Consider the following 19,074-nt stretch of genomic DNA (forward strand, 5'->3'; position numbering starts at 1 on the left):
CCCGCGACCCCCTGATTACAAATCATAATCTAAAGCCCGTAATACATGGGTTGTCGCCTTACCTGTTGCGTCCATGTCGCGTCAAGATGTGAAGTAGTCAGCGGCAGCAGCCAGTTCCGAGCCGTCATCATCACGCGGGAACAGATGGCCATAGGTGTCCATCGTCATTGCGATTGTCGAGTGCCCCATGCGCTCCTGCACCACCTTCGGGGGTAGCCCGAGGCCTCCATCTTCCCGTCGATTGATGCACCACGACGCGAACCAGTGACGAAGGCAATGCAGGCCGGAATACTTCGGTGCCAGCACTGGCTTGCCATCCTCATCGAGTTCTTCCACGTCCGAGACGACGCCGGCCTTTACCCACGCAGGATGGATGTGTCTGCGGAGGATGTTCTTCAGGCTTTCAACCTTGCCCAGCCCGTTCGGGAAAACCAGATCAAGCACGAGCACCGGGTTATCGTCATCGTCGCGCTTGCCGGTGTCTCTTCGGGGACAAGCCAGCTTCCATTCCTTCAACGCATTGGTGACGATCGGTGGCGCCGGAATAACGCGCTCGCCCGAGATAGACTTTGGCCGGCCGATGTCATTGAAGCGATCCGCCCGCTGATGCACCCTGATTTCGTTCTTCTTGAAGTCGATATCCTGCCATCGCAGTCCGCGGAGTTCTGACGCTCTCAGCCCACAGAAGGCAGCCACCAGCACGAAAGCTCGCCAGCGGCCCTCAGACACACCAAGGAGCGCCTTCACCTCGTCACGGGCGGGAATGTCTACCCCGACCTTCAAGCGCCCCTTCTGGCGCCTCTCCTGACGATTTGCGCTCTTTCCCCTTCTCGCCTGCATCTCGCGTGCAGCATTGCGCACTACAAGGCCACGCTCTTGAGCATCAGCAAGCAGTGTGCCGAGCGTCGTCATTACCCGCTTGATCATCGATGGGGAGCGAGCCTCGTCACGCAGTTGATCTTCATAGGATCGCAGCCGCGCCGTGTTGAGGGCATTCAATCGCAATGATCCGATAAACGGCACGATATGGAGGCGCAGGGTGCGCTCGTAATCCTCGATAGACGACCGCTCAAGACCTGCCGCTCGCGTGGAGGCTATCCACAGCTTGCCTGCTTCCTCAACCGTAACAGTCGCACTGTCGGCAACGTGCGTGCCTTCCCTGACCTCAACCGTGGCCGTGGCTGCGAACTGGTCGGCCTGTTTCTTGAGCTTGAAAGTCTTCAGCCGGCGTGTGCCGTTGCCATCGACATAGTCAACCACCCAGGCGGATTTCGCTTCGCCTTTTGGCGTTGTCCATTCGCGCTTACGGACTGACATCGGGCTCTCCGAAGCTTTGCACCAGAACACTCGCAACGGGTTCGCTTGAGCCCGCCACATAGCGCTGATACACCTCCAGAATATGTAGATCGTCTATGGCGTACTGCTTTATGTAAAGGCCTGCTGCTTTGCTCTCAGGGTCATAGTTCGCATCAGCAATCGCAGCTTCTCTCGTAGCATGGGTGCCGATCTTACTTATGGGCAACACCCACACGTCAATGAACTCGCCTATGGAATAGCCAAACGGAAAAGCTTCTTCCAATGCGTTCAAGACCAGCGACCTGACCGGAATCTTTAATTCTTCTGACTTTCTTTCGATCCGCTCAATTAGCTCATCGGGCATCGCTGGCAACGCATCAAAGGACTTTTCCAGTCTCTCTACAATCTCGCCGTTCATTGATCTCGAACTTTCAGATGCGGCGCTCGACAACCGATCTCTTAGCCCTGATGACATTCGCAGCGTAATTCGGATTTCTTCGTCTTCGGACGGCATTTCGGACCCCTGAAATAAATTACACTCACTCCATAACACCAAAATGACACCATGTCTTGACACCAAAGTGGTGTGACACTAATGTGGTGTCGTTAACCCTAATGGAGTGATAAGGAATGAACGAAAAAACAGAGGCGATGGACCTCATCTGGGGCCTCGATGAAATCGGCAAGCTGATCGGCCGCAACTATCAGCAGACCTACCACATGGTGAAATCCGGTCATCTTCCGATGGTGAAGCAAGTGGGCGAGCGCTACGTCGCCAGTCGTCAGAAGCTCATCGACTTCTTCATGGAGGCAGCATGACCAAGAAAGCAAAAGGCCCGGCAAGCGTTGGCGCGCTCCCGGACCGTGGCTCAATCACTCACCCCTGCATGAGGAAAGAAGAAATGAACGAGGCAACGAATACCACGGCTGCGCGTGAAATAAAAGACACGCATGCCGCCGACGAAGTGAACAGAGCCAAGGCCATCGTGCTGGTGGTCTGGATGGCGTTGCAATCGCCAGACTTGAGCGGTGGTTGTGAAGGCGATCTGAGCGCGTTGGCTGATACGCTTTACGAGGCGTACATGAAGCTCATGCAGGCCGAGAAGAACCTGGGAGTGCATCAATGAGAACGACACGTCGCACGTTCCTAGGCGGCGCTGCCGTCGCCTCTCTGCCAATCGCTGCCGTTGCCAATGCCGCCATTGCAACACCAGAAGAGACAGTCCACGAGCGCCTACACCGGCTGATGGACGAATTCAAAGCAACGGTAATGGAGATAAACCCCAACGTCCGTTTCGCTGAGGATAGTATCCGAGTTGAACTGGATGAAAGCCTCCCTTTGCCGCTTATGATCGTAGCTCAGTGGGCTAAGGGCCGGTACGAGGGTGATGGCACTTATCGCGGCGGCAACAGGTACGATACTTACTCGCGATACCGGGTCAAGAAACTGGATCGCCAGATCGGCGGCCAGCCAACCTTCTCAGTAATTCCGGTTGGTGAAAGGGATCGCTCGAAATGGATGACGCTTTCACAGCCTCGCTTTGAGAGCTTCATCGGGGAGAAGCTGCGATGAAACACGCCCCCATCGAAATCACCCGCGCCCGTCTCGAAGCGAAGATCGAGGAGTTGGTTGCTCTCCTCGATCTGGTCGATGGCGACTGCGACCTGGAAGATAACGGCGATACGGAACCTTCACTCGGCACTGGCGGCAGACTTGGCCGCGATGGCATTGAGGACGATCTGGAAGACGACACGTCCGACAGCGAGCTAAGCATGGGCTGGGCTAATCCCCGCTTTGGTGAAAGCCCGCTGCCCGCTGGATGGAGCATGGGGGACTGGGAGCAATGAGTGTCAATCCCGAAGCCCGCTTGAAGAAGCTCGCCCGCGAAAGCGGCTACGACTTCCACAAATCCCGCAAGGCCGAAGGCATGGATAATTTCGGAGGCTACATGCTGACCGAGATTTCCCCGAACACCGTTGTTGCCGGCGCTCGTTACGAACTCTCGCTGCAAGACGTGGCGAGAGAGCTTCAACGCCTTCATGTGCTGGGGAGGAAGTAAACTTGACGAGTTTGTCAAACAATCTTGCCGATCTGGCGGAGCGAGTGAAGGAGGCCGACGAGGCCTCCATTTCTGCTGAAAAGACGTTCATCGAAAAGTCGATCGATGCAGGCACGCTCTTGCTACAAGCGAAAGAGGAATGCCCGCACGGGGACTGGGCACCGTTCCTTGTCCGCACCGGGGTTCATGAGCGCAAAGCCAGACGCCTGATGCAGTTGGCGCGGTCTGGCCTGAAACCGGACACCGTGTCCGATTTGGGCGGCATCAAAGCGGCACTGGAGTTCATTGCCGACAATGATCTGCCGAAGCCGTCCGACTATCTTGTCGCGTGGTTCGAAGGCAGCAGTTGGCCGGTCCCTTTGACGCTCATCTGGCAATCCGACGTGCGGCCTGGGTTTTTCTTTTTCTACCAGTTCCCCCACACAGAGGAATGGAATTCCCGATGGTTCTCAAAACCGATCCGGGCCGATGCTGTATGGGCCGCCCTCGACTACATGGTCGATGGTAAACTCAAGGAACTCAATTTCACAACGGTGCCGCAGGCCGGCTACTACGGAATAGCGGAGCTTGTCTCCGAGGATATGGGGGACGTTCTTGAGCGCGACCCGCATTGATTTCCTGTCTGGCGATGCAGCCCGGTTCAACGACCTCCGCGATAAATGGAGGAGCGTGGCGTCAAGCTGCGCTCTTTCCAAGGCTGGCCTTCGCGTGGCCACTGTACTTCCCACGTTCATCAGCCGTGAATATGGATATGCTTTCCCGACTGACGAAGACCTCGCCAGCGCGATCGGAACGACAAACACCTCTACCGCGAAGCGCGGGCTGATATCTCTTGAAGGCGCTGACCTGATAGAACGCCAGACCATGGTGAAGCGAGACGAGAAGGGAGAAGCCATAGGAAGGCTGCGCCGCATCCACTTCAAGCTGCCCGAGGTGAAGGTGCAAAATCACCCCGAGGTGAAGGTGCAGAAAGTGAAGGTGCAGGACGAGGTGAAGGTGCAGAAACGGGTAGGTGAAGGTTCACCCGTATGCACCAATATACCTGACAGCATTACCCCTGATAAAATTTCCGGCTCTGGAATAAAGACGGTTACCGTATCTCTATACGCGAGAGAGAATGTCCCTTCGGCTTATGCCAACGACAATGAGTTCTTGGACACGTTTGACAGGATCGTCATTGAGATGACCGAAGGCAAGGAGATCGGCGCGGGCGAGATGAGCAAGATTTGCGAGACGGCATTTAACCGGACCACGGACAGCAGCGACATGTTCATGCCGTTCCACTGGGCTGATGTCTGCATGTTGAGGTCGAAGGAAACCGAGCAGTGGTTTTATCAGCGGGTCGGGCAACTGGTCTATCGGAGGAACGTGGCATGAACCAACCGAAGCTCACGGCCTCGCGCCTCGATGCCATCCTCGCTGGCAAGCCGAATGATACCGGCAACCCGTTTCGGATCATATGGACGGCCGAAGCGATAGCCGCCCGGATCGGGGTATCAGCCGATTTCGTCCGCGATACTCTGGCCAAGGTCGAAGGTAGCCCAGTGAAGCAGATCGGAGGGCGATACTGCGCGCACGAAGGCGACTTGCTGGCCTTCTTTCGAGCATAACATAAACAAACCCAGTCTAACCCATTCTCTCCGATACACATTTCCGCTGTGATGGCGGAAATTCCAGCCCATGAGCTGGAACCCTTTCAAACGCACAAAGAAAGCCCTGACGGACGAGCAAATCCTTGAGATGCTCGGCGGGGGCATCCCGACCGCAACCGGGATTGCCGTATCGGCAGAGAGCGCCTTGCGGGTGCCGGCCGTTGCTGCTGCTGTCCGCACCATTTCCGAAGCCGCCGCTTCTCTCTCGGTCAAGGTGGTCGAGATTGCCGCCGACCGCACGGAAACCGAAGTTCCCAATCACCCCGTCCTGGCGCTGCTTCGCGACGACGCGAACGAGTGGACATCCGGCTTCGAGTTCATCCGCTCCATCATGGTCGATGCTCTCTGCCGGGATCAGGGCGGCCTCGCCTACGTCAACCGTGTGGGCGACGAGGTGCGAGAAATCATCCGCTATCGTCCGGGCTTCATCAACGTCGATTATCCTGACGACACGCTCCAGCCCCGTTATCGGACAAACGGCATTCTTCGCAACGCAAGCGATGTGATCCACCTTCGCGGCCCGTTCGACAAATCACCCCTTACCCTCTGCCGCGAAGCTATCGGCGTTGCCATCGTCATGGAGAAGCACGCGGCCCGCCTGTTCGGCAAGGGAGCGCGCCCCGGTGGAGTGGTGACTTCTCCCAAGCCGCTTGGCGACGAAGGTATGAAGAAGATGATCGCCGGCTGGAAAGCCGCAATGGACGGCTCCGACAACGGCGGTAAAACCGCATTCCTCTACGATGGCGCCACATGGTCCCAGATGACGCTCTCCAGCGTCGATGCGCAGTTCCAGCAGCTCCGCCTCTTCCAGCTTCAGGAAATTGCCCGCGCCTTCAATATCCCGGCCTCCCTTCTCGGGGACATGACACGTGCCACATGGAGCAACGCGGCCGAGATGCAGCGCCAATTTCTCCAGCTTTGCCTTGAGCCATGGCTGCGCGCCCTCGAAAGCGCCCTGCGCCGTGCGCTGTTCTCCAAGGAAGACCGGAAGAAATATGCCATCCGGTTCGACCGCGACGATTTCACGAACGTGGACCTGACTGCCCGCGCCACCGCGATCAGCAGCCTTGTTTCCTCCCGCGTCATCAATCCAAACACCGCCCGCGAATGGCTTGATCTGCCGCCCTACGACGGCGGCGACGAATACGCGAACCCGAACACCGGAGCCAGCCAGCCAGGCTTAGGCCACAACGGCGGCCAGAAGCTCGAAGACGACAAGCAAGACGATCCCGACAAGGAGCCGAACGATGACGCTCGATGAAATCCACGGCAACCTTGCCGATCAGGACAAAGGCCGCTGGCTGGAAGTCGTGGACCCGTGGGATGGCAAGCCGACCGGCCTTCGCCTTCTCATCGCCGGCCCTGACAGCCAGACCCAGCACAAGGCCCGTATCGCTATGATGGACGAGCTGGCCGCCGCCGCTGATGTGGACGGCAAGGCATCGTTTGAAGCCCGCGAGAAGGCGCGCATCAACTGCTTGGCCCGTTGCGTCATCAATTGGGACATCGCCGCCGACTTCGGCCTAAACGCCAAATTCGGCCACGCCGCCGTCGCCAAGGTTCTACAGGTCGCATGGATCCAGCAGCAGACAGACGCTTTTGCCGCCGACCGTGCCAACTTCCGCAGTGAGGTGGCGTGATGGACAGGCTCTTCATCGAAACAAAGATGATTGCCGACGACGCTGGCACCGTGTCCGGCCTCGCGTGGAAGTTCGGCGCGCCTGACCGCGTGGGCGACTGGATTGACCCCGGTGCCTTCAAGGGCGTGAAGCTGCCTATCCCGATGCTGTTCGGTCACGACATGAACGACCCGATTGGCACATGGGATATCGCCACCGAGAAGTCGGACGGCCTGCACATCACCGGCAAGCTGCTGGTGGACGATGTTGCCCGCGCTCGAGAAGTTCGGGCCTTGGTCAAATCCGGCGCCGTCCGTGGCCTGTCCATCGGCTTTATCACCAAGACCTCAAGCCCTCGCACCGGCGGCGGCCGTCTCATCAAATCTCTTGAGCTTCTGGAAGCGTCTCTCGTGACGATCCCGATGCACCCCGGCGCGAAGGTGACTTCGGCCAAGTCGGCAGTAGAGGCGATTTCGATCGCCGCTGCCATCAACCGCGCAGCCGCGCATATCGGAAGGAACTGACATGCAGCATGTCACGAAACAGGCGCTGCTCGGCAGCGTGGCAATCATGGAACGAAAGGGCGACGATGACGATCCGTTGTCCATGGTCACCAAGTCGCTTGCGGAACTGCAGAAGGCCGTAGACGAACGCCTCAAGAAGGTCGAAGGCGGCACCGAGCTGAAAGCGCTCATGGACCGTATTGCCGAACTCGAAACCAAGGCGAACCGCCCCGGCGGCAAGAAGGACGCGAACGAACAGATCGAGCTGGAGCGCAAGGCTCTTGCCTCCATGCTGCGCTCTGGCCTCGCCGCTGCTATCGAGGACGCAGGCGGCGTATTCGAAGCCAAGGCAGCAGCATCGTCCGACAGCGACCCCGCCGGTGGCTATTTCGTCCTGCCGACCATCGATCTTTCGATCCGCACACTGCTCACCGACCTGTCGCCCCTGCGCAGCCTGGCCGAGGTTGTCAGCATCGGCAGTGGTGACAAATACGAGCGGTTCTATTCCATGGGACGCCGCGGTGCGCAGTGGGTGGCCGAGCGTGATGCTCGCCCGCAGGATACTGCCCGCCCCGAGCTGATCAAGCAAAGCTATCCGGTTTCGGAACTGTATGCTGCCCCCGTTGCAACCCGCCACCTGCTCGATGATGCGGCCACGGATATCGCTTCCTGGCTGATCAACAACGCCACCCACGACTTCGCTGAAACCGAAGGCGAAGCTTTCATGCGCGGTGATGGTGTCGAAGGCAAGCCCCGCGGCCTGCTGGACTATGGCACGACCGTCGAGAAGGATTTCACACGCGCCTGGGGCAAGCACCAGCATGTGGAATCGGATGCTCTCAGCGGTGGGCAATTGACGACTGCCCAGTGGACGAAGGTTCTGATCGGCCTGATCGGTGCGCTGCGTCGTCCCTACAAGTCCAATGCTCGCTTCCTGATGAACACCAACACCGCCACCATTCTCCGGGCGCTCGTTGATGCCAATGGCCGCGCGCTGTGGGCTCCGACCGGCAACCTCATCGAGGGCATCGAGCACCCGCTGCTCGGCTATCCGGTCGAGATAGACGAAGGCATGCCCGACATCGCTGCCGGCGCTCTTCCCATCGCCTTCGGTGACTTCCGCCAGGGCTATGTGATTGTCGATCGTCAGGGCGTTCGCGTGAACCGCGACGAGCTGACCCAGAAGGGCCGCGTGGTCTTCGACGTCTACAAGCGCGTGGGCGGCGGCGCCGGCGATTTCAATGCCATCAAGTTCCTCAAGATCAAGGCTTAAGGAGGCTTCCAATGCGCAAGGATCTTTATTCCAACTTCGCAGCGGTGCAGGCTCTGGCCTCTGCATCGACCAGTGCGGCCGGCGACGGTGCAACCATCGACATGAAGGGCTTCCAGTCGGCGCTCTTCCTCGTGAACGCTGGTGCTATTACCGGTGCGGGTGACTTCTCGTTCAAGCTTCAGGAGAGCGACCAGTCGGGCTCCGGCTTTACGGATGTAGCTGCCGCTGATGTCATCGGCACCGCTCCCGCTACCATGGCAGCAACCACGGCCTACAAGCTCGGCTATCGTGGCAAGAAGCGGTATATCCGCCTCTCTGTCACGAAGGCCGGCGGCACGTCGATCCAGATGGGCGCCGTTGCCATCCTTGGCCACCCGCACATCGCTCCGGTGGCATAACATGGCCGATAACTATCCCAACGTAGATTCGGTGATGACGTCCGCAAGGCGTCATTTCCAGATCGTGCCCAGCAACTCGGCTGATCTGCCGACACGCCCGAAGGCAGTCTACTGCCAGGCTGACGGCACAATCGTTTGCCGTGACGAGCTAGGTGTCGATCTGCCCTATGCCATGACGGCCGGCCAGATCCTCCCCATTCGTCCGGTTCGTGTTCTGGCAACAGGCACGACCGGCACCTTCTACGGGTGGGCCTGACCATGCCTACACGCGCTCCCTCAGTCTGCGGACACTGCAACAAGGCTCATCCTCGTGGTGAGACCTGCAAGGCAGTTACACGCATGAAGCAGGAGAGCAAAGCCCGCCACGACCAGAAGCGCCCCAGCGCCCGCCAGCGTGGCTATGACAGCACATGGGAAAGGGAGGCAAAGGCTTTCCTCTCCCTCCCTCAAAACGAGTTCTGCCAGTGTGGGGCAAAGGCCACGGTCGTGATGCACGTCAAGAGCATCCGTCAGCGCCCAGACCTGCGCATGGTCCGATCCAACTGGAAGCCGGGTTGCCAGAGGTGCAACGCCATCGACGCCGCGAATGAACGGCGCGCTCTTGAAAGGAATGAGCAATGACTATCAACGCGACGGCCGGTGCGAAAATCTACATCGGCACCACGAAGGAACAGAAGAAGACAGACTATGTGCTGGCTGACTTCTCCGCTGCCAATGCAGTCACATGGAAGGAGATCGGTGAAGTCGAAGGTCTCGGTTCCGTGGGCGATACCAGCGAGGCCATCAACTTCACCTCGATCGGTGACAGCCGTACCCGCACCCTGAAGGGCCCACGCTCTGCCGGCACGATGGAGCTGGTCATGGGCATCGACTATTCCGATCCCGGTCAGCAGGCTCTCATCGCCGCAGAGAAGACCATACACGATTACGAATTCAGGGTCGTTCTCAACGATGCACCCGCAGGCGGCACCCCTTCCGAACGCCTGTTCATTGCCAAGGTCATGGGCCAGTCCGAACAGTACGATGCAGCCAACTCCGTCATGAAGCTGAACGCCTCCCTTGGCGTCAACAGCAACGTGGTGCGTGTCGATGCAGAGGAGGCTTGACCCCATGCTGATAGCTACATCCATCAGCGACTTTCCACCAACCTGGCCGGATACAAGGATCAAGGTCGAAGTCAGCAAGGACGAGGACGGCAACCTCCTCATGATCGTTGAGCGGGCGCTGACGAAGGAACAGAAGGATACGCTCTATCAGGCCATGCGCCTGTTCAAGGGTGGTGACTTCAGTGGTCCGGGCTTCAACGTCTACCTCAAAGGCGAGGACATCGTGCTTGAGCGAACCTGACCCAGCACCGGGGGGTGGTCTTCAACTTTCCACCCCTCAAGGGGACCGGCGGCGGGTCCATCGTGCGAAAAATTTCTCAATTGGCCCTGATTTTGTGAACGACAGAAAGGAGGTTGTTCAATGATTGTAGACGTTGCGATTTTGAAGCAGCAATTGAACGCCACCGGCATCCCCGGAACGGACGATGACGCGCTGATCGAGCGCAAGATCGACGCTGCCCAGAACCATATCGAACGCCTTCTTGGCTTCAAGATTGAGGAGACCTATGGCGGCACGGATCAAGACGAAATTCCGCCGGCGCTGGTTGAGGCTGTCTGTCAACTGGCGGCGCATTGGTACGAAAACCGGGAAGCAACCCTTATCGGTGTGAACGGCCAGGAACTGCCCTTCGGCGTCTGGCAGATCGTCAACGAATACAGGGAGTATAGCTTTGGCTGACGATGGTGGAATCGGTCGCATCAAGCAGCGGCTGGCGATGATCCCGAAGAACGTCCGCGCCGCGATGGTGCCGGAGCTGGTGAAGTCGGGCAACGATCTGGCCGTGACAGCCCGCATCCTCGCACCGCGGGACACAGGCGCCCTACAGGAGAGCATCACGGTAACGCCGGGTGGTTCGAACACTCCGCCCTACTCCACGCCCGGTGGCCGCGTCACGGTGCCGGAACTGGCCGTCGCTGTGACCGCTGGAAACAAGGATGTTCGGTACGCGCACCTTGTCGAGTACGGCACACAGGAGGCCGCAGCGCAGCCGTATTTCTGGCCCGCCTTCCGGCTCCTCCGCAAGAAGATTACAGGCCGCATCAAGCGCGCCGCTGCCACCGCCGTAAAGAAGAATTGGGGTGGCCTATGAGCGCTGAACTCGCCCTGCAGAAAGCCATTCGCGACCGGCTGATTTCTCAGCCCGTTGTTACCGATAATGTGCCCGTGGGGCATATTCTGGATCGCAACGAGCGACCAAACCCGCGCCCCTCCATCGTCATTGGTGAAGGCCAGAGCGTGGACGAAGGCGAGAGCATCGCCCGCACGCTGACACGGGTTTACATGGACCTTCATGTCTGGGTCGAGGAGCCATCGACAGAGACCAGCAAGCGCATCGCCGGGGCAATCCGCAAGGCAGTTAACGGGCCGAGATTTCAGCCCGTTGACGGCTTCCATTTCGCTGACTGCCGTGTCCGCGGCTCCCGCTTCCTCCGTGATCCTGACGGCAAGACGAGCCACGCCATTGTCACCATCGACGCGCTTGTTCAGGAGGTCGCATGAGAGCCGGAAAGCTTGATCGCTCTATCACCGTCCAGAGCTTCACCAGCACCGTGAACGGCTACGGCACGCCTATCGAGACGTGGACCGATGTTGCCACCGTGCGCGCCCAGATCATCCAGAGCAGCACCGAGGAATTCCTGACAAACGGTGCCAGCGACACGACGTCTATCATCTTCCGTACCCGCTACTTCGGGACGATTGGCCCGAAGTCTCGCATACTATTCGAGGGCGAAGAATACAACGTCCGCGAGGTGAAAGAGATCGGCCGCCGCAAGGGCTTGGACCTGCGCTGTGAACGCAAGGTGTCCGCATGAGCAGCAAAGGGACACGCGGCGCAAAGGCCACGCTGAAGGCCATCGACGGCGGTTTGAAGGGCGTTCCCAAAGCCTCTGCAAATTTGCCGACCCAAATGGAGGAAGAATGGAACACCATCGCTGCCGAAATGGTGCAGCGTCAAATCCTCACCGCCTCCATGACCGGACTGCTCGAAGCATACCTCATTGCCCTCTGGACGGTGCGCGAGTGCCAGAAGGCCATCGAGGAGCATGGCATCCTGACCAAGACCGCCCACGGCAATCTCAAGCCGAACCCAGCATCCGGCCTCATGTCCAAGGCGCAGGAGACGGTGGCCCGCATGTCGGCAGAGCTTGGCCTGACGCCTGCCGCGAGAGCGAAGCAGGGATTCCAAGGAAAGAAAGGGGAAGCCGATGATCAAGGCGCGCCGGCCGGCCTGGCTGTTTGATGACAGCGAGATCGAAGACCCATTCGGCTACGGCGAGCGCGCCGTAGACTTCCTTCGCCGCCTGAAGCATCCGAAGAGCGCGTCGGGCAGCTTCGACTTGCCGCGACATTGGGAAAGGATCGTGCGTCGCATCTATGGCCCGTCATTCCCAGACGGACGCCGACAGGTTCGAACCGTCTTCGCGCTGCTGCCGCGTGGTGCTCGCAAGACGACGCTCGGCGCTGGCCTCGCTCTGCTTCACACGGCCGGTTGGGAACGAAAGCCCAGCGGTCAAGCGATGGTCGCGGCCTCTGCCGAAGAAGACGCAGCGATCAGCTACGAGGAGGCTGTCGGCATCATCAAGGAAACCGACTGGCTTGGCGAGAACCGGTTCAAGCTGAACGAGAGCACGTTCATTCTGGAGCACAAGCTTTCCGGGGCGAAGTTCCGCGCCTTGGCTTCAGGCGGAAAAGGCAAGTTGGGCAAGACGCCGCAGTTCGTTCTCGCTGACGAATTGATCGCATGGGAGGGCGACCGATCGCGCAAGACATGGCAGGCCCTCCGCACCGGCATGAACAAGGCCAAGGGCGCACTGCTTGTCATCATCACCCAGGCAGGCCGTGGACAGGAGAACCTCGCGTTCGATCTGCTGGGATATGCGCGCAAGGTCCAATCCGGTGAAGTCGAGGATCCGAGCTTCCTGCCGATCCTGTTTGAAACCGATCCGGCTGAAAAGTCGAAGTGGGAAGGTGACGACGTCGAGGAGTTCGAAGATTGGGAAGATGAACGCCTTTGGCACTTCATGAACCCCGGCCTTGAGTTGGGTTATCCCGATATCGACGGCCTGCGCGATTACGCCAGAGAAGGCCGAGAGCGGCCAGCAGAGCGCGATGCGTTCCGGCAGTACCATCTCAACACCTGGCTGGATTACAGCGCGTCTCCGTTCGTCTCCATGCCGATCTATGACGAGGGGAACTTTCGTCCAGATTTGGACGAATTGGAAGCGAACCAGACGCCTTGCTATCTCGGCGTGGACCTTTCCAGCACCAGCGACTTAACCGCCGTTGTTGCCGCATGGGGCGACCGTGAGAGCGGTTATGCCGTGCACCCGTGGTTTTTCCTGCCGAAAGACAACATCCTCCGCAAGGCTGAACAGGATGGCGTGAATTACGCTGTCTGGGAGGAGCAAGGCCTCATTACCCTGACTGAGGGCAATGTCGTGGACTATGACTTTGTCGAGGCTCAAATCGAGGAAATCTGTGCCCGGTTCAACGTCCGCGAAATCGCCTTTGACCCGCACCTTGCCCGCAACTCTCTGAACAATCTTCAGGGCAAGGGTCTGCCCGTGGTCGAGTTCCGGCAGGGCTGGGTAACGATGTCACCAGCGATCACCGAGCTTGAGCGCGCCATCCTCGCCAGACAGTTCCAGCATGGTGGCCATCCGATCCTTCGCTGGCACTTCGATAACATCGCCATCCGCACCGACACGGCCGGCAACCGCTCTTTCCACAAGGGCAAGAGCAAAGACCGCATCGATGGAGCCGTAGCGACCGCAATGGCCGTTGCCCGCTGCGCTGCCGGTGAAACCAACATTTCCTCTTACGACACCTTCGAAGGTGACATGGACGATTGGAGCTACGCATGAGCCAGACCGACGAAGAACGCCTCGTGATTATGCTTGAGGCCCGGATCAAGGACCTAGAGCGCAATATGGCGAAGGCCAGCGGCACAACGGAGCGTGAGTTCCGCAAGATGTCGCAGTCTTCCAAGCGAGCAACCGACCAGATGGAGAAGGATGCGATCCGATCGACCACGCGCATCAATCAGGCGATGGCGACCGTCAGCACGAAGATTGGCTCATTCGGGAAGGCTTTTGCTGATGGCATGGGCCTCAGTGCCGCGACGTTAGGCATCACGGGCTTTGTCGCCGCGACGAAAAACGCCATCCAGAGCACCGCGGAACTGAGCCGTCAGGCTCGCATGGCAGGCGTGGATATCGAGGCCTTTCAGGAACTCAAGTTCGTGGCCGAGCAGAATAAGATTGGCGTTGACGCTCTGACGGACGGCCTGAAGGAAATGAACCTGCGCGCCGATGAGTTCATAGCGACAGGAGCCGGCGGCGGTGCCGAAGCATTCCAGCGTCTCGGCTACAGCTCCGACGAGCTCGCAAAGAAGATCAAGAAACCGTCTGACCTCTTTGTCGAAATCATCGGCCGGATGAAGCAGTTCGAACGCGCTGCGCAGATACGTCTCGGTGATGAGATATTCGGCGGCACTGCTGGTGAGCGCTTCGTGGAACTGGTCGACCAGGGCGCCGAAGGCCTGAACGAAAACATCAAGCTCGCCCGCGAGATGGGCCTTGTGATGAACGAGGGCATGGTGAAGCAGGCCGAGGAAGTTGATAAAAAAATCAACATCCTTGCCAATACCATCGGCAATCGCCTGAAGAAAGAAATCCTTGAGGCCGCGCAAGGCTGGCTGCTGTTCTACAATTCCTGGCAGGAGTTTGAACAGCAATCCGACAAGCGGGTGCGTGGCGCGTTGGGCGACGTTTACTCGAAGCTCGACGCTGCAAAGCAGAACCTGAAGGATCTTGAGCAGGTGAGCATCGGTTCGCCCGCCGACGCCATCAACATCAAGCAAGCCCAACAGGAAGTTGAACGCCTCACCTCCGAGGCTATGAAATTCCGTGACATTCTGGATCGTCGGCAAGGTTACAATCCCGACGCTCCCACGGCTCCTGCTGCACCCACCTTCACGCCAAAAGATACGAGCGCAGATTACATGCGCACCTATCGCGAGGAACTGGCGAAGACCAACCGCGAGCGCCAAATCGCAACCGAGACAGAAAAGATACTGGCCGATGCTGCCAGCAAGGGTGCGAGCCTGACCCGCGAGCAAGCTACCGCATTGGCCCAAGAGAGCGTGGCGCGAGGCGAGCGCGATGCAGCCGCAAAGAAATCCGCGTCTGAATCGGAGCGCGCTGCGAAGACAACCGACCGCGAGCGAAAGGCCGTCGAAGACCTCATCAAAGAGCTTGAGGAAGAGCTTCGCCTTGTCAACCAGTCTGACGCCGCCAAGCGCGCCTCTGCGGCCTCCAGACAGGCAGGAGCGGCCGCCACGGATGACGAGCGCCGGAAGATTATCGCGCTCAACGAGGCCATCTATCAGGAGCAGGAAGCGCAGGATGAGGCGGAAAGGCGGCGGCTGTATTGGCGAGACCTGACACGGGCCGGCCTTGATGACCTGTTCAGCGCGATCGAGCAAGGGAAGGACTTCTGGGAGGCCATGGGCGACGTTGCCGTGAACAGCCTCAAGCGCATTGCCGACACCATGCTTGACGATGTGCTGGACAGCATCTTTCAGGTCAACAAGGCAGCATCCGGTGGCGGCGGTGGCGGTGGCTTCTTTTCCAGCCTCTTCAGCGGCTTATTTAGCGGCGGTGGCGGCGGCAAGAACTTCTTTCCATCGGCTCCCGGTGCCAGCCTCTTTGCTGATGGCGGCACTTTCCCCAATGGCATCAACGGCTTTTCAAATCAGGTCGTCAGCAAGCCAACCATGTTCGCCTTTGCCGATGGTGCTGGCCTCATGGGTGAAGCTGGGCCGGAAGCAATCATGCCGCTCTCTAGGGACGGCTCTGGGCGCCTTGGCGTGGCAGTGAATGGTTCTACCGCCTCCGGTGCGGGAAACGCGTCTGGCGGCTCCTCTGAGGTGCTGGTGAAGCTTTCGCCGGAACTGGTGGGCGAAATCCTCAAGCAGGCAGGAAACCAGTCGGTGAAGCTCATCACCCAGAACAACAAAGACACGCGAAATCTCAAGCAGAATGGTGGAGATAACTGATGGCCGATTACGAGATAATCCCCGAGGTACTGCCGTGGGCATCGTGCAGCTTCGACCCGATCAGCCCGGCCAGTTCGTCGCGCATGGAAGGCCGCAGGACGGAATCTCAGTCCTTCGGCACTCCGTACTGGACGCTGAAGCTCGCCACGCACTGGCTTGAGACGCATCTGTTCGGGATATTCGATGCCTTCACGATGAAGGCGGATGTCAGGGGCAAGCCCTTCCTTGGTTACGATGTCTTCCGTCCGCGGCCAATCGCAATGGACACGGGCGCGCCGTTGTCTGGCACAAAGGCAGCGGGCGGCGCGTTCAACGGCGACGTCTTCTTTCAAGCCGTGAGCGCAAACACTCTGTATCTCGGTGGTCTGCCGGCCGGTTTCATCTTCACCCCCGGCGATTATGTCGAGGTGAGGGCCAGCGTTTTGAAGCGGTCCCTTCACCGGATCACCGAGCCTGCCGTATCTGACGCAAGCGGCTTCGCGACCGTGCAGATTATGTACCCGCTGGACACGCAGAACTTTAACGCAACATGCACCGGCCATCTCGAAAAGCCCTCGTGCCTGATGATGATCGATCCCGGCAGCGTGCAGGCGCCGAAGTCATGGAACAGCCGCGAGGGCAGCTTTACCGCAACGGAGATATTCTTCTCATGAGCCTTGACCCAGCAGTAACCACCCAGATCGACAAGGGAGGCATTGCCCGCCTTGATCTCGTTCGCTTTGACATCCCCGGCTTGCCACCCAAGGGCTACCACATGGGCGGGCGCGACTTCACGTTCAACGGATTGGTCTACAAGCCGAACCGCTTTCTCAGCATGGGGTCGATGACATCCGCTGTAGGGACCGCCGTCACCACTCGCACGATCACGTTCTCCAATATCCCGGTGAACGATCCAGACGACGCGATGGCGATCATAGAGCAGTACAATTATCAAAACAGCCCGGTCATCATCGCCCATCTCTGCGGCGTTCCGAATACGAACGAGGTCTTGGGCATCCTCGCATCGTCCGTCTATGAGATCGACCAGGTGCGATACAACAAGGGCGCCATATCCGGCTCAGAACGGACGCTGACGATGGAGATTGATCTGCAGCCGCCCGGGCGATCGGCGCGCGGTTCCACCGGCGTCAAGCGCAGCATGGCCGAGCAAAAATTTGACAATGACGCTAACGACACGGGCCTGGAATACGTCGCGACGAATGCCTCGATCCCTGAAGAGTGGGGGCAGAGAAGCGGATGAACCTCGAAAAGCTCCTCTGCGCCGAACTGAAGCGCCAGTTGACGGCATCTGGTGCGGACCGTGGTCCGCACATCCCTGCCGGCGGCGAACTGCTGTGGAAATGGTTCATGGCCCTGCACAAAACCCGGCAGGCTGGCATGGCTGGCCCGCAGCCGATCACCTACGCGGAAATTGCGGCCTACAGCCGTATTTACTCACTGCCGATCGAACCGCGCCACGTAGCAATCCTCATCGCCATGGATCAGGCCTATCTCGAAACGGTCTACAAGAAGCAGCCGAACACACCGGAAGGCGTGAAGGTTCTCCCGCCTGTCTCAAAGGCTCCGCTGACGGCCGGTCTGTTTGATGCGCAATTCGGGGGTGTCTGATGGCATATCTCGACGGATACCTCACCGCGAGAAAGGAACGGTTGCTCAAGGGCAAACCGAAGAAGCCGGCGCAGATCATCAAGGGTCCGCGTCGGCAGGCTGTCATCCATGAGGTCATGGACAGGCTGGGAGACTGGCGGCTGTCACCGTTCGAAAATCAGGGCGCGTTGCATGCCGGTCTGCGCTCTGCCCTCTGTATCAGCGGCAACACCTGGCTGGCTTCTGAAATCGAGGCCGCAAGCATCGTGGGCGAATCGCTCCGCATGATCGGCGCTGAATACCCGACATGGGACCAAGGCCAGCCAGAGCACACAATCCCCGACGAGCAATGCAAGAAGTGCGGCGGCCCGATGCCAGAGGATGCACGCGAAGGCCTGCGCCGGTATCGGTTCTGCTCGAATGAATGCGCACGGGCCGCGCTGGTCTACCGAACCTATGAGAACGGTTGGCGCAACAGCAATCTGGCATGGTCGGCATATCGTATGGTTCTCAAGACCAAGACCGCGCCGAGAGAATGCCCTGTCTGCCTCAAGATGTTCTCTGTCGTCAGGGAGCTGTCAGATGCGATCTATTGCTCGAAGGCCTGTTACAACGTCGGGCGCCTGAAGCGGGCCATGATCCAGTGCGAGTGCTGCGAGAAGCCATTCCAACCCGCACGTGACTCGTCAAAGTTCTGTTCGGTCGAGTGCAAGAACGCTGCTGCATCGAAGAAGGCCTTCGACAAGGAATGCGCGTGTTGTGGTGAGGCGTTCACTGCGAAAAGCAAGAAGGCGATGTTCTGCAGTTCGTCATGCAAGCGCAAGGGCAAGCCAGTGCCGCGCCACAACGTCATCCCCTTCGTACCCATGCACATGCTCACGGCCGAGGTCTTTGATGGATGGTTCAGGAGGGCAGCTTAGGCGTCCGGCTTGGTGTACATGGCAGCCATAACATCTTTGTGGATCGCTTTGATGTCGTCTTCTTCGAAATTGCCGAGCAGGAGGCAGTCAGTCACACGTTCCCTCATCGCAACGGCCATCTCCTTCAGGGTGGCCGGATCGAGACTGTCTGCCATCTCCTCAATGACGGTCGCGACTGTCGATGCGCGCAGAAGGCTGTCGATTAGTAGCTCGTACTGCTCTCTGTTCAGTTCATGCTTCCACTCTGTCACTGCTCGTTCCTCCGAACTTCGGCTCTCAAGCGCTCCAGCAAATCCACAACCTTGGAAAGCCCGAGCGCCATTGTGCCCATGCCGAAAGCGATAACCGCGATGATTTCATGCATTGCTGACTTTGCCGTGAAAGCGACGATCAGTCCGCCGATCATCTGCAAAACGCCGAGCCACACCAGTATCGTGAACATTGATTACCCCCGTAAACGTGGGCGCACCCTGCCAGAGCGTGTTGCATGTTGCAATCCGTGTCGCGTCGAATTGCCGATGGTGAGGCAAAACCATTGAAATTCAATAATAATCAGTCGCGACATGGCGCAACAGAGAATTTCAACATATCATAGCTA

At 58.9% G+C, this 19,074-nt stretch carries 32 protein-coding genes; 28 read left to right on the forward strand and 4 right to left on the reverse strand.

Annotation, left to right across the window (positions count from 1 at the left end; all coding sequences use genetic code 11):
* Nucleotides 1–81 precede the first annotated feature (81 nt).
* Both ACIK7D_RS09150 and ACIK7D_RS09155 read right to left on the reverse strand, forming a co-directional pair.
* Nucleotides 82–1,317, reverse strand: coding sequence for a tyrosine-type recombinase/integrase (locus ACIK7D_RS09150; RefSeq protein ID WP_400156115.1), 1,236 nt, complete (start codon nt 1,315–1,317; stop codon nt 82–84).
* Nucleotides 1,304–1,810 (reverse strand): Arc family DNA-binding protein, encoded by a 507-nt coding sequence (locus ACIK7D_RS09155; RefSeq protein WP_400156116.1) that lies wholly within the window; start codon nt 1,808–1,810, stop codon nt 1,304–1,306. Before ACIK7D_RS09155 ends, ACIK7D_RS09150 begins: the two co-directional genes overlap by 14 nt.
* A 116-nt stretch (nt 1,811–1,926) precedes the next feature.
* On the opposite strand from ACIK7D_RS09155, the gene ACIK7D_RS09160 reads away from it, so the two are divergent.
* The 28 genes from ACIK7D_RS09160 to ACIK7D_RS09295 all read left to right on the forward strand — a co-directional run bounded on the left by ACIK7D_RS09160 (nt 1,927) and on the right by ACIK7D_RS09295 (nt 18,476).
* Nucleotides 1,927–2,115: a hypothetical protein gene (locus ACIK7D_RS09160; protein WP_400156117.1), complete on the forward strand. Its 189-nt coding sequence runs from the start codon at nt 1,927–1,929 to the stop codon at nt 2,113–2,115.
* The gene (locus ACIK7D_RS09165; protein ID WP_400156118.1) at nt 2,112–2,423 is read left to right on the forward strand and encodes a hypothetical protein; all 312 of its coding nucleotides are present in this window, start codon (nt 2,112–2,114) and stop codon (nt 2,421–2,423) included. The genes ACIK7D_RS09160 and ACIK7D_RS09165 overlap by 4 nt, the downstream gene beginning before the upstream one ends.
* Nucleotides 2,420–2,869: a hypothetical protein gene (locus tag ACIK7D_RS09170; protein ID WP_400156119.1), complete on the forward strand. Its 450-nt coding sequence runs from the start codon at nt 2,420–2,422 to the stop codon at nt 2,867–2,869. The genes ACIK7D_RS09165 and ACIK7D_RS09170 overlap by 4 nt, the downstream gene beginning before the upstream one ends.
* The gene (locus ACIK7D_RS09175; protein WP_400156120.1) at nt 2,866–3,144 is read left to right on the forward strand and encodes a hypothetical protein; all 279 of its coding nucleotides are present in this window, start codon (nt 2,866–2,868) and stop codon (nt 3,142–3,144) included. Before ACIK7D_RS09170 ends, ACIK7D_RS09175 begins: the two co-directional genes overlap by 4 nt.
* On the forward strand, nt 3,141–3,356 hold the full coding sequence (locus ACIK7D_RS09180) for a hypothetical protein (RefSeq protein ID WP_400156121.1): 216 nt from the start codon (nt 3,141–3,143) through the stop codon (nt 3,354–3,356). The genes ACIK7D_RS09175 and ACIK7D_RS09180 overlap by 4 nt, the downstream gene beginning before the upstream one ends.
* Nucleotides 3,357–3,358: 2 nt before the next feature.
* A complete protein-coding gene (locus tag ACIK7D_RS09185; RefSeq protein ID WP_400156122.1) occupies nt 3,359–3,970 on the forward strand; it encodes a hypothetical protein in 612 nt (203 codons plus the stop codon).
* Nucleotides 3,951–4,733, forward strand: coding sequence for a hypothetical protein (locus tag ACIK7D_RS09190; protein WP_400156123.1), 783 nt, complete (start codon nt 3,951–3,953; stop codon nt 4,731–4,733). Before ACIK7D_RS09185 ends, ACIK7D_RS09190 begins: the two co-directional genes overlap by 20 nt.
* Nucleotides 4,730–4,966 (forward strand): hypothetical protein, encoded by a 237-nt coding sequence (locus tag ACIK7D_RS09195; protein ID WP_400156124.1) that lies wholly within the window; start codon nt 4,730–4,732, stop codon nt 4,964–4,966. Before ACIK7D_RS09190 ends, ACIK7D_RS09195 begins: the two co-directional genes overlap by 4 nt.
* A 70-nt stretch (nt 4,967–5,036) precedes the next feature.
* Complete coding sequence (locus ACIK7D_RS09200; protein WP_400156125.1) at nt 5,037–6,269, forward strand: phage portal protein; 1,233 nt, start codon at nt 5,037–5,039, stop codon at nt 6,267–6,269.
* Entirely contained in the window at nt 6,256–6,648 is a 393-nt protein-coding gene (locus ACIK7D_RS09205; RefSeq protein WP_400156126.1) for a hypothetical protein, read from the forward strand. Before ACIK7D_RS09200 ends, ACIK7D_RS09205 begins: the two co-directional genes overlap by 14 nt.
* Entirely contained in the window at nt 6,648–7,151 is a 504-nt protein-coding gene (locus tag ACIK7D_RS09210) for an HK97 family phage prohead protease (RefSeq protein WP_400156127.1), read from the forward strand. The genes ACIK7D_RS09205 and ACIK7D_RS09210 overlap by 1 nt, the downstream gene beginning before the upstream one ends.
* A 1-nt stretch (nt 7,152) precedes the next feature.
* The gene (locus ACIK7D_RS09215) at nt 7,153–8,403 is read left to right on the forward strand and encodes a phage major capsid protein (protein ID WP_400156128.1); all 1,251 of its coding nucleotides are present in this window, start codon (nt 7,153–7,155) and stop codon (nt 8,401–8,403) included.
* 11 nt (nt 8,404–8,414) lie between these two features.
* Entirely contained in the window at nt 8,415–8,801 is a 387-nt protein-coding gene (locus ACIK7D_RS09220) for a hypothetical protein (protein ID WP_400156129.1), read from the forward strand.
* A gap of 34 nt (nt 8,802–8,835) precedes the next feature.
* Nucleotides 8,836–9,057: a hypothetical protein gene (locus ACIK7D_RS09225; protein WP_400156130.1), complete on the forward strand. Its 222-nt coding sequence runs from the start codon at nt 8,836–8,838 to the stop codon at nt 9,055–9,057.
* 83 nt (nt 9,058–9,140) lie between these two features.
* Nucleotides 9,141–9,422 carry an endonuclease gene (locus ACIK7D_RS09230; RefSeq protein WP_400156131.1) on the forward strand — a complete coding sequence of 94 codons (282 nt, stop codon included), beginning with the start codon at nt 9,141–9,143 and terminating at the stop codon, nt 9,420–9,422.
* The gene (locus ACIK7D_RS09235) at nt 9,419–9,907 is read left to right on the forward strand and encodes a hypothetical protein (RefSeq protein ID WP_400156132.1); all 489 of its coding nucleotides are present in this window, start codon (nt 9,419–9,421) and stop codon (nt 9,905–9,907) included. Before ACIK7D_RS09230 ends, ACIK7D_RS09235 begins: the two co-directional genes overlap by 4 nt.
* A gap of 4 nt (nt 9,908–9,911) precedes the next feature.
* Complete coding sequence (locus ACIK7D_RS09240; protein ID WP_400156133.1) at nt 9,912–10,148, forward strand: hypothetical protein; 237 nt, start codon at nt 9,912–9,914, stop codon at nt 10,146–10,148.
* Between the two features lie 120 nt (nt 10,149–10,268).
* The gene (locus ACIK7D_RS09245; protein ID WP_400156134.1) at nt 10,269–10,586 is read left to right on the forward strand and encodes a head-tail connector protein; all 318 of its coding nucleotides are present in this window, start codon (nt 10,269–10,271) and stop codon (nt 10,584–10,586) included.
* Nucleotides 10,579–10,998: an HK97-gp10 family putative phage morphogenesis protein gene (locus ACIK7D_RS09250; protein ID WP_400156135.1), complete on the forward strand. Its 420-nt coding sequence runs from the start codon at nt 10,579–10,581 to the stop codon at nt 10,996–10,998. The genes ACIK7D_RS09245 and ACIK7D_RS09250 overlap by 8 nt, the downstream gene beginning before the upstream one ends.
* A complete protein-coding gene (locus ACIK7D_RS09255) occupies nt 10,995–11,408 on the forward strand; it encodes a DUF3168 domain-containing protein (RefSeq protein WP_400156136.1) in 414 nt (137 codons plus the stop codon). Before ACIK7D_RS09250 ends, ACIK7D_RS09255 begins: the two co-directional genes overlap by 4 nt.
* Nucleotides 11,405–11,722 (forward strand): phage head closure protein, encoded by a 318-nt coding sequence (locus tag ACIK7D_RS09260; protein WP_400156137.1) that lies wholly within the window; start codon nt 11,405–11,407, stop codon nt 11,720–11,722. The genes ACIK7D_RS09255 and ACIK7D_RS09260 overlap by 4 nt, the downstream gene beginning before the upstream one ends.
* The gene (locus ACIK7D_RS09265; protein ID WP_400156138.1) at nt 11,719–12,150 is read left to right on the forward strand and encodes a phage terminase small subunit P27 family; all 432 of its coding nucleotides are present in this window, start codon (nt 11,719–11,721) and stop codon (nt 12,148–12,150) included. Before ACIK7D_RS09260 ends, ACIK7D_RS09265 begins: the two co-directional genes overlap by 4 nt.
* Nucleotides 12,116–13,774 carry a terminase large subunit gene (locus ACIK7D_RS09270; protein ID WP_400156139.1) on the forward strand — a complete coding sequence of 553 codons (1,659 nt, stop codon included), beginning with the start codon at nt 12,116–12,118 and terminating at the stop codon, nt 13,772–13,774. The genes ACIK7D_RS09265 and ACIK7D_RS09270 overlap by 35 nt, the downstream gene beginning before the upstream one ends.
* Nucleotides 13,771–15,969 carry a tail tape measure protein gene (locus ACIK7D_RS09275; protein WP_400156140.1) on the forward strand — a complete coding sequence of 733 codons (2,199 nt, stop codon included), beginning with the start codon at nt 13,771–13,773 and terminating at the stop codon, nt 15,967–15,969. Before ACIK7D_RS09270 ends, ACIK7D_RS09275 begins: the two co-directional genes overlap by 4 nt.
* Entirely contained in the window at nt 15,969–16,622 is a 654-nt protein-coding gene (locus tag ACIK7D_RS09280) for a hypothetical protein (RefSeq protein WP_400156141.1), read from the forward strand. Before ACIK7D_RS09275 ends, ACIK7D_RS09280 begins: the two co-directional genes overlap by 1 nt.
* The gene (locus ACIK7D_RS09285) at nt 16,619–17,209 is read left to right on the forward strand and encodes a DUF2163 domain-containing protein (RefSeq protein WP_400156142.1); all 591 of its coding nucleotides are present in this window, start codon (nt 16,619–16,621) and stop codon (nt 17,207–17,209) included. The genes ACIK7D_RS09280 and ACIK7D_RS09285 overlap by 4 nt, the downstream gene beginning before the upstream one ends.
* On the forward strand, nt 17,206–17,577 hold the full coding sequence (locus ACIK7D_RS09290; protein ID WP_400156143.1) for a hypothetical protein: 372 nt from the start codon (nt 17,206–17,208) through the stop codon (nt 17,575–17,577). The genes ACIK7D_RS09285 and ACIK7D_RS09290 overlap by 4 nt, the downstream gene beginning before the upstream one ends.
* Nucleotides 17,577–18,476, forward strand: a complete 900-nt coding sequence (locus ACIK7D_RS09295; protein WP_400156144.1) for a hypothetical protein — start codon at nt 17,577–17,579, stop codon at nt 18,474–18,476. Before ACIK7D_RS09290 ends, ACIK7D_RS09295 begins: the two co-directional genes overlap by 1 nt.
* On the opposite strand, the gene ACIK7D_RS09300 is transcribed toward ACIK7D_RS09295, so the two are convergent.
* Both ACIK7D_RS09300 and ACIK7D_RS09305 read right to left on the reverse strand, forming a co-directional pair.
* Nucleotides 18,473–18,727, reverse strand: a complete 255-nt coding sequence (locus ACIK7D_RS09300) for a hypothetical protein (RefSeq protein ID WP_400156145.1) — start codon at nt 18,725–18,727, stop codon at nt 18,473–18,475. The genes ACIK7D_RS09295 and ACIK7D_RS09300 overlap by 4 nt on opposite strands.
* A complete protein-coding gene (locus ACIK7D_RS09305) occupies nt 18,724–18,918 on the reverse strand; it encodes a hypothetical protein (protein WP_400156146.1) in 195 nt (64 codons plus the stop codon). Before ACIK7D_RS09305 ends, ACIK7D_RS09300 begins: the two co-directional genes overlap by 4 nt.
* Between the last annotated feature and the right edge of the window lie 156 nt (nt 18,919–19,074).

Origin of the sequence: Agrobacterium sp. P15N1-A, assembly GCF_044626815.1 — a bacterium.
In the GTDB taxonomy this organism is placed as follows: domain Bacteria; phylum Pseudomonadota; class Alphaproteobacteria; order Rhizobiales; family Rhizobiaceae; genus Agrobacterium; species Agrobacterium leguminum.

Coding starts and splice junctions, on each gene's coding strand:
- ACIK7D_RS09295 (WP_400156144.1), top strand. CDS start 17,577: ATGGCATATCTCGACGGATACCTCACCGCGAGAAAGGAACGGTTGCTC.
- ACIK7D_RS09285 (WP_400156142.1), top strand. CDS start 16,619: ATGAGCCTTGACCCAGCAGTAACCACCCAGATCGACAAGGGAGGCATT.
- ACIK7D_RS09200 (WP_400156125.1), top strand. CDS start 5,037: ATGAGCTGGAACCCTTTCAAACGCACAAAGAAAGCCCTGACGGACGAG.
- ACIK7D_RS09260 (WP_400156137.1), top strand. CDS start 11,405: ATGAGAGCCGGAAAGCTTGATCGCTCTATCACCGTCCAGAGCTTCACC.
- ACIK7D_RS09215 (WP_400156128.1), top strand. CDS start 7,153: ATGCAGCATGTCACGAAACAGGCGCTGCTCGGCAGCGTGGCAATCATG.
- ACIK7D_RS09225 (WP_400156130.1), top strand. CDS start 8,836: ATGACGTCCGCAAGGCGTCATTTCCAGATCGTGCCCAGCAACTCGGCT.
- ACIK7D_RS09175 (WP_400156120.1), top strand. CDS start 2,866: ATGAAACACGCCCCCATCGAAATCACCCGCGCCCGTCTCGAAGCGAAG.
- ACIK7D_RS09160 (WP_400156117.1), top strand. CDS start 1,927: ATGAACGAAAAAACAGAGGCGATGGACCTCATCTGGGGCCTCGATGAA.
- ACIK7D_RS09165 (WP_400156118.1), top strand. CDS start 2,112: ATGACCAAGAAAGCAAAAGGCCCGGCAAGCGTTGGCGCGCTCCCGGAC.
- ACIK7D_RS09280 (WP_400156141.1), top strand. CDS start 15,969: ATGGCCGATTACGAGATAATCCCCGAGGTACTGCCGTGGGCATCGTGC.
- ACIK7D_RS09265 (WP_400156138.1), top strand. CDS start 11,719: ATGAGCAGCAAAGGGACACGCGGCGCAAAGGCCACGCTGAAGGCCATC.
- ACIK7D_RS09230 (WP_400156131.1), top strand. CDS start 9,141: ATGAAGCAGGAGAGCAAAGCCCGCCACGACCAGAAGCGCCCCAGCGCC.
- ACIK7D_RS09270 (WP_400156139.1), top strand. CDS start 12,116: ATGATCAAGGCGCGCCGGCCGGCCTGGCTGTTTGATGACAGCGAGATC.
- ACIK7D_RS09205 (WP_400156126.1), top strand. CDS start 6,256: ATGACGCTCGATGAAATCCACGGCAACCTTGCCGATCAGGACAAAGGC.
- ACIK7D_RS09220 (WP_400156129.1), top strand. CDS start 8,415: ATGCGCAAGGATCTTTATTCCAACTTCGCAGCGGTGCAGGCTCTGGCC.
- ACIK7D_RS09155 (WP_400156116.1), bottom strand. CDS start 1,810: ATGCCGTCCGAAGACGAAGAAATCCGAATTACGCTGCGAATGTCATCA.
- ACIK7D_RS09240 (WP_400156133.1), top strand. CDS start 9,912: ATGCTGATAGCTACATCCATCAGCGACTTTCCACCAACCTGGCCGGAT.
- ACIK7D_RS09290 (WP_400156143.1), top strand. CDS start 17,206: ATGAACCTCGAAAAGCTCCTCTGCGCCGAACTGAAGCGCCAGTTGACG.
- ACIK7D_RS09255 (WP_400156136.1), top strand. CDS start 10,995: ATGAGCGCTGAACTCGCCCTGCAGAAAGCCATTCGCGACCGGCTGATT.
- ACIK7D_RS09275 (WP_400156140.1), top strand. CDS start 13,771: ATGAGCCAGACCGACGAAGAACGCCTCGTGATTATGCTTGAGGCCCGG.
- ACIK7D_RS09305 (WP_400156146.1), bottom strand. CDS start 18,918: ATGTTCACGATACTGGTGTGGCTCGGCGTTTTGCAGATGATCGGCGGA.
- ACIK7D_RS09235 (WP_400156132.1), top strand. CDS start 9,419: ATGACTATCAACGCGACGGCCGGTGCGAAAATCTACATCGGCACCACG.
- ACIK7D_RS09170 (WP_400156119.1), top strand. CDS start 2,420: ATGAGAACGACACGTCGCACGTTCCTAGGCGGCGCTGCCGTCGCCTCT.
- ACIK7D_RS09150 (WP_400156115.1), bottom strand. CDS start 1,317: ATGTCAGTCCGTAAGCGCGAATGGACAACGCCAAAAGGCGAAGCGAAA.
- ACIK7D_RS09195 (WP_400156124.1), top strand. CDS start 4,730: ATGAACCAACCGAAGCTCACGGCCTCGCGCCTCGATGCCATCCTCGCT.
- ACIK7D_RS09245 (WP_400156134.1), top strand. CDS start 10,269: ATGATTGTAGACGTTGCGATTTTGAAGCAGCAATTGAACGCCACCGGC.
- ACIK7D_RS09180 (WP_400156121.1), top strand. CDS start 3,141: ATGAGTGTCAATCCCGAAGCCCGCTTGAAGAAGCTCGCCCGCGAAAGC.
- ACIK7D_RS09210 (WP_400156127.1), top strand. CDS start 6,648: ATGGACAGGCTCTTCATCGAAACAAAGATGATTGCCGACGACGCTGGC.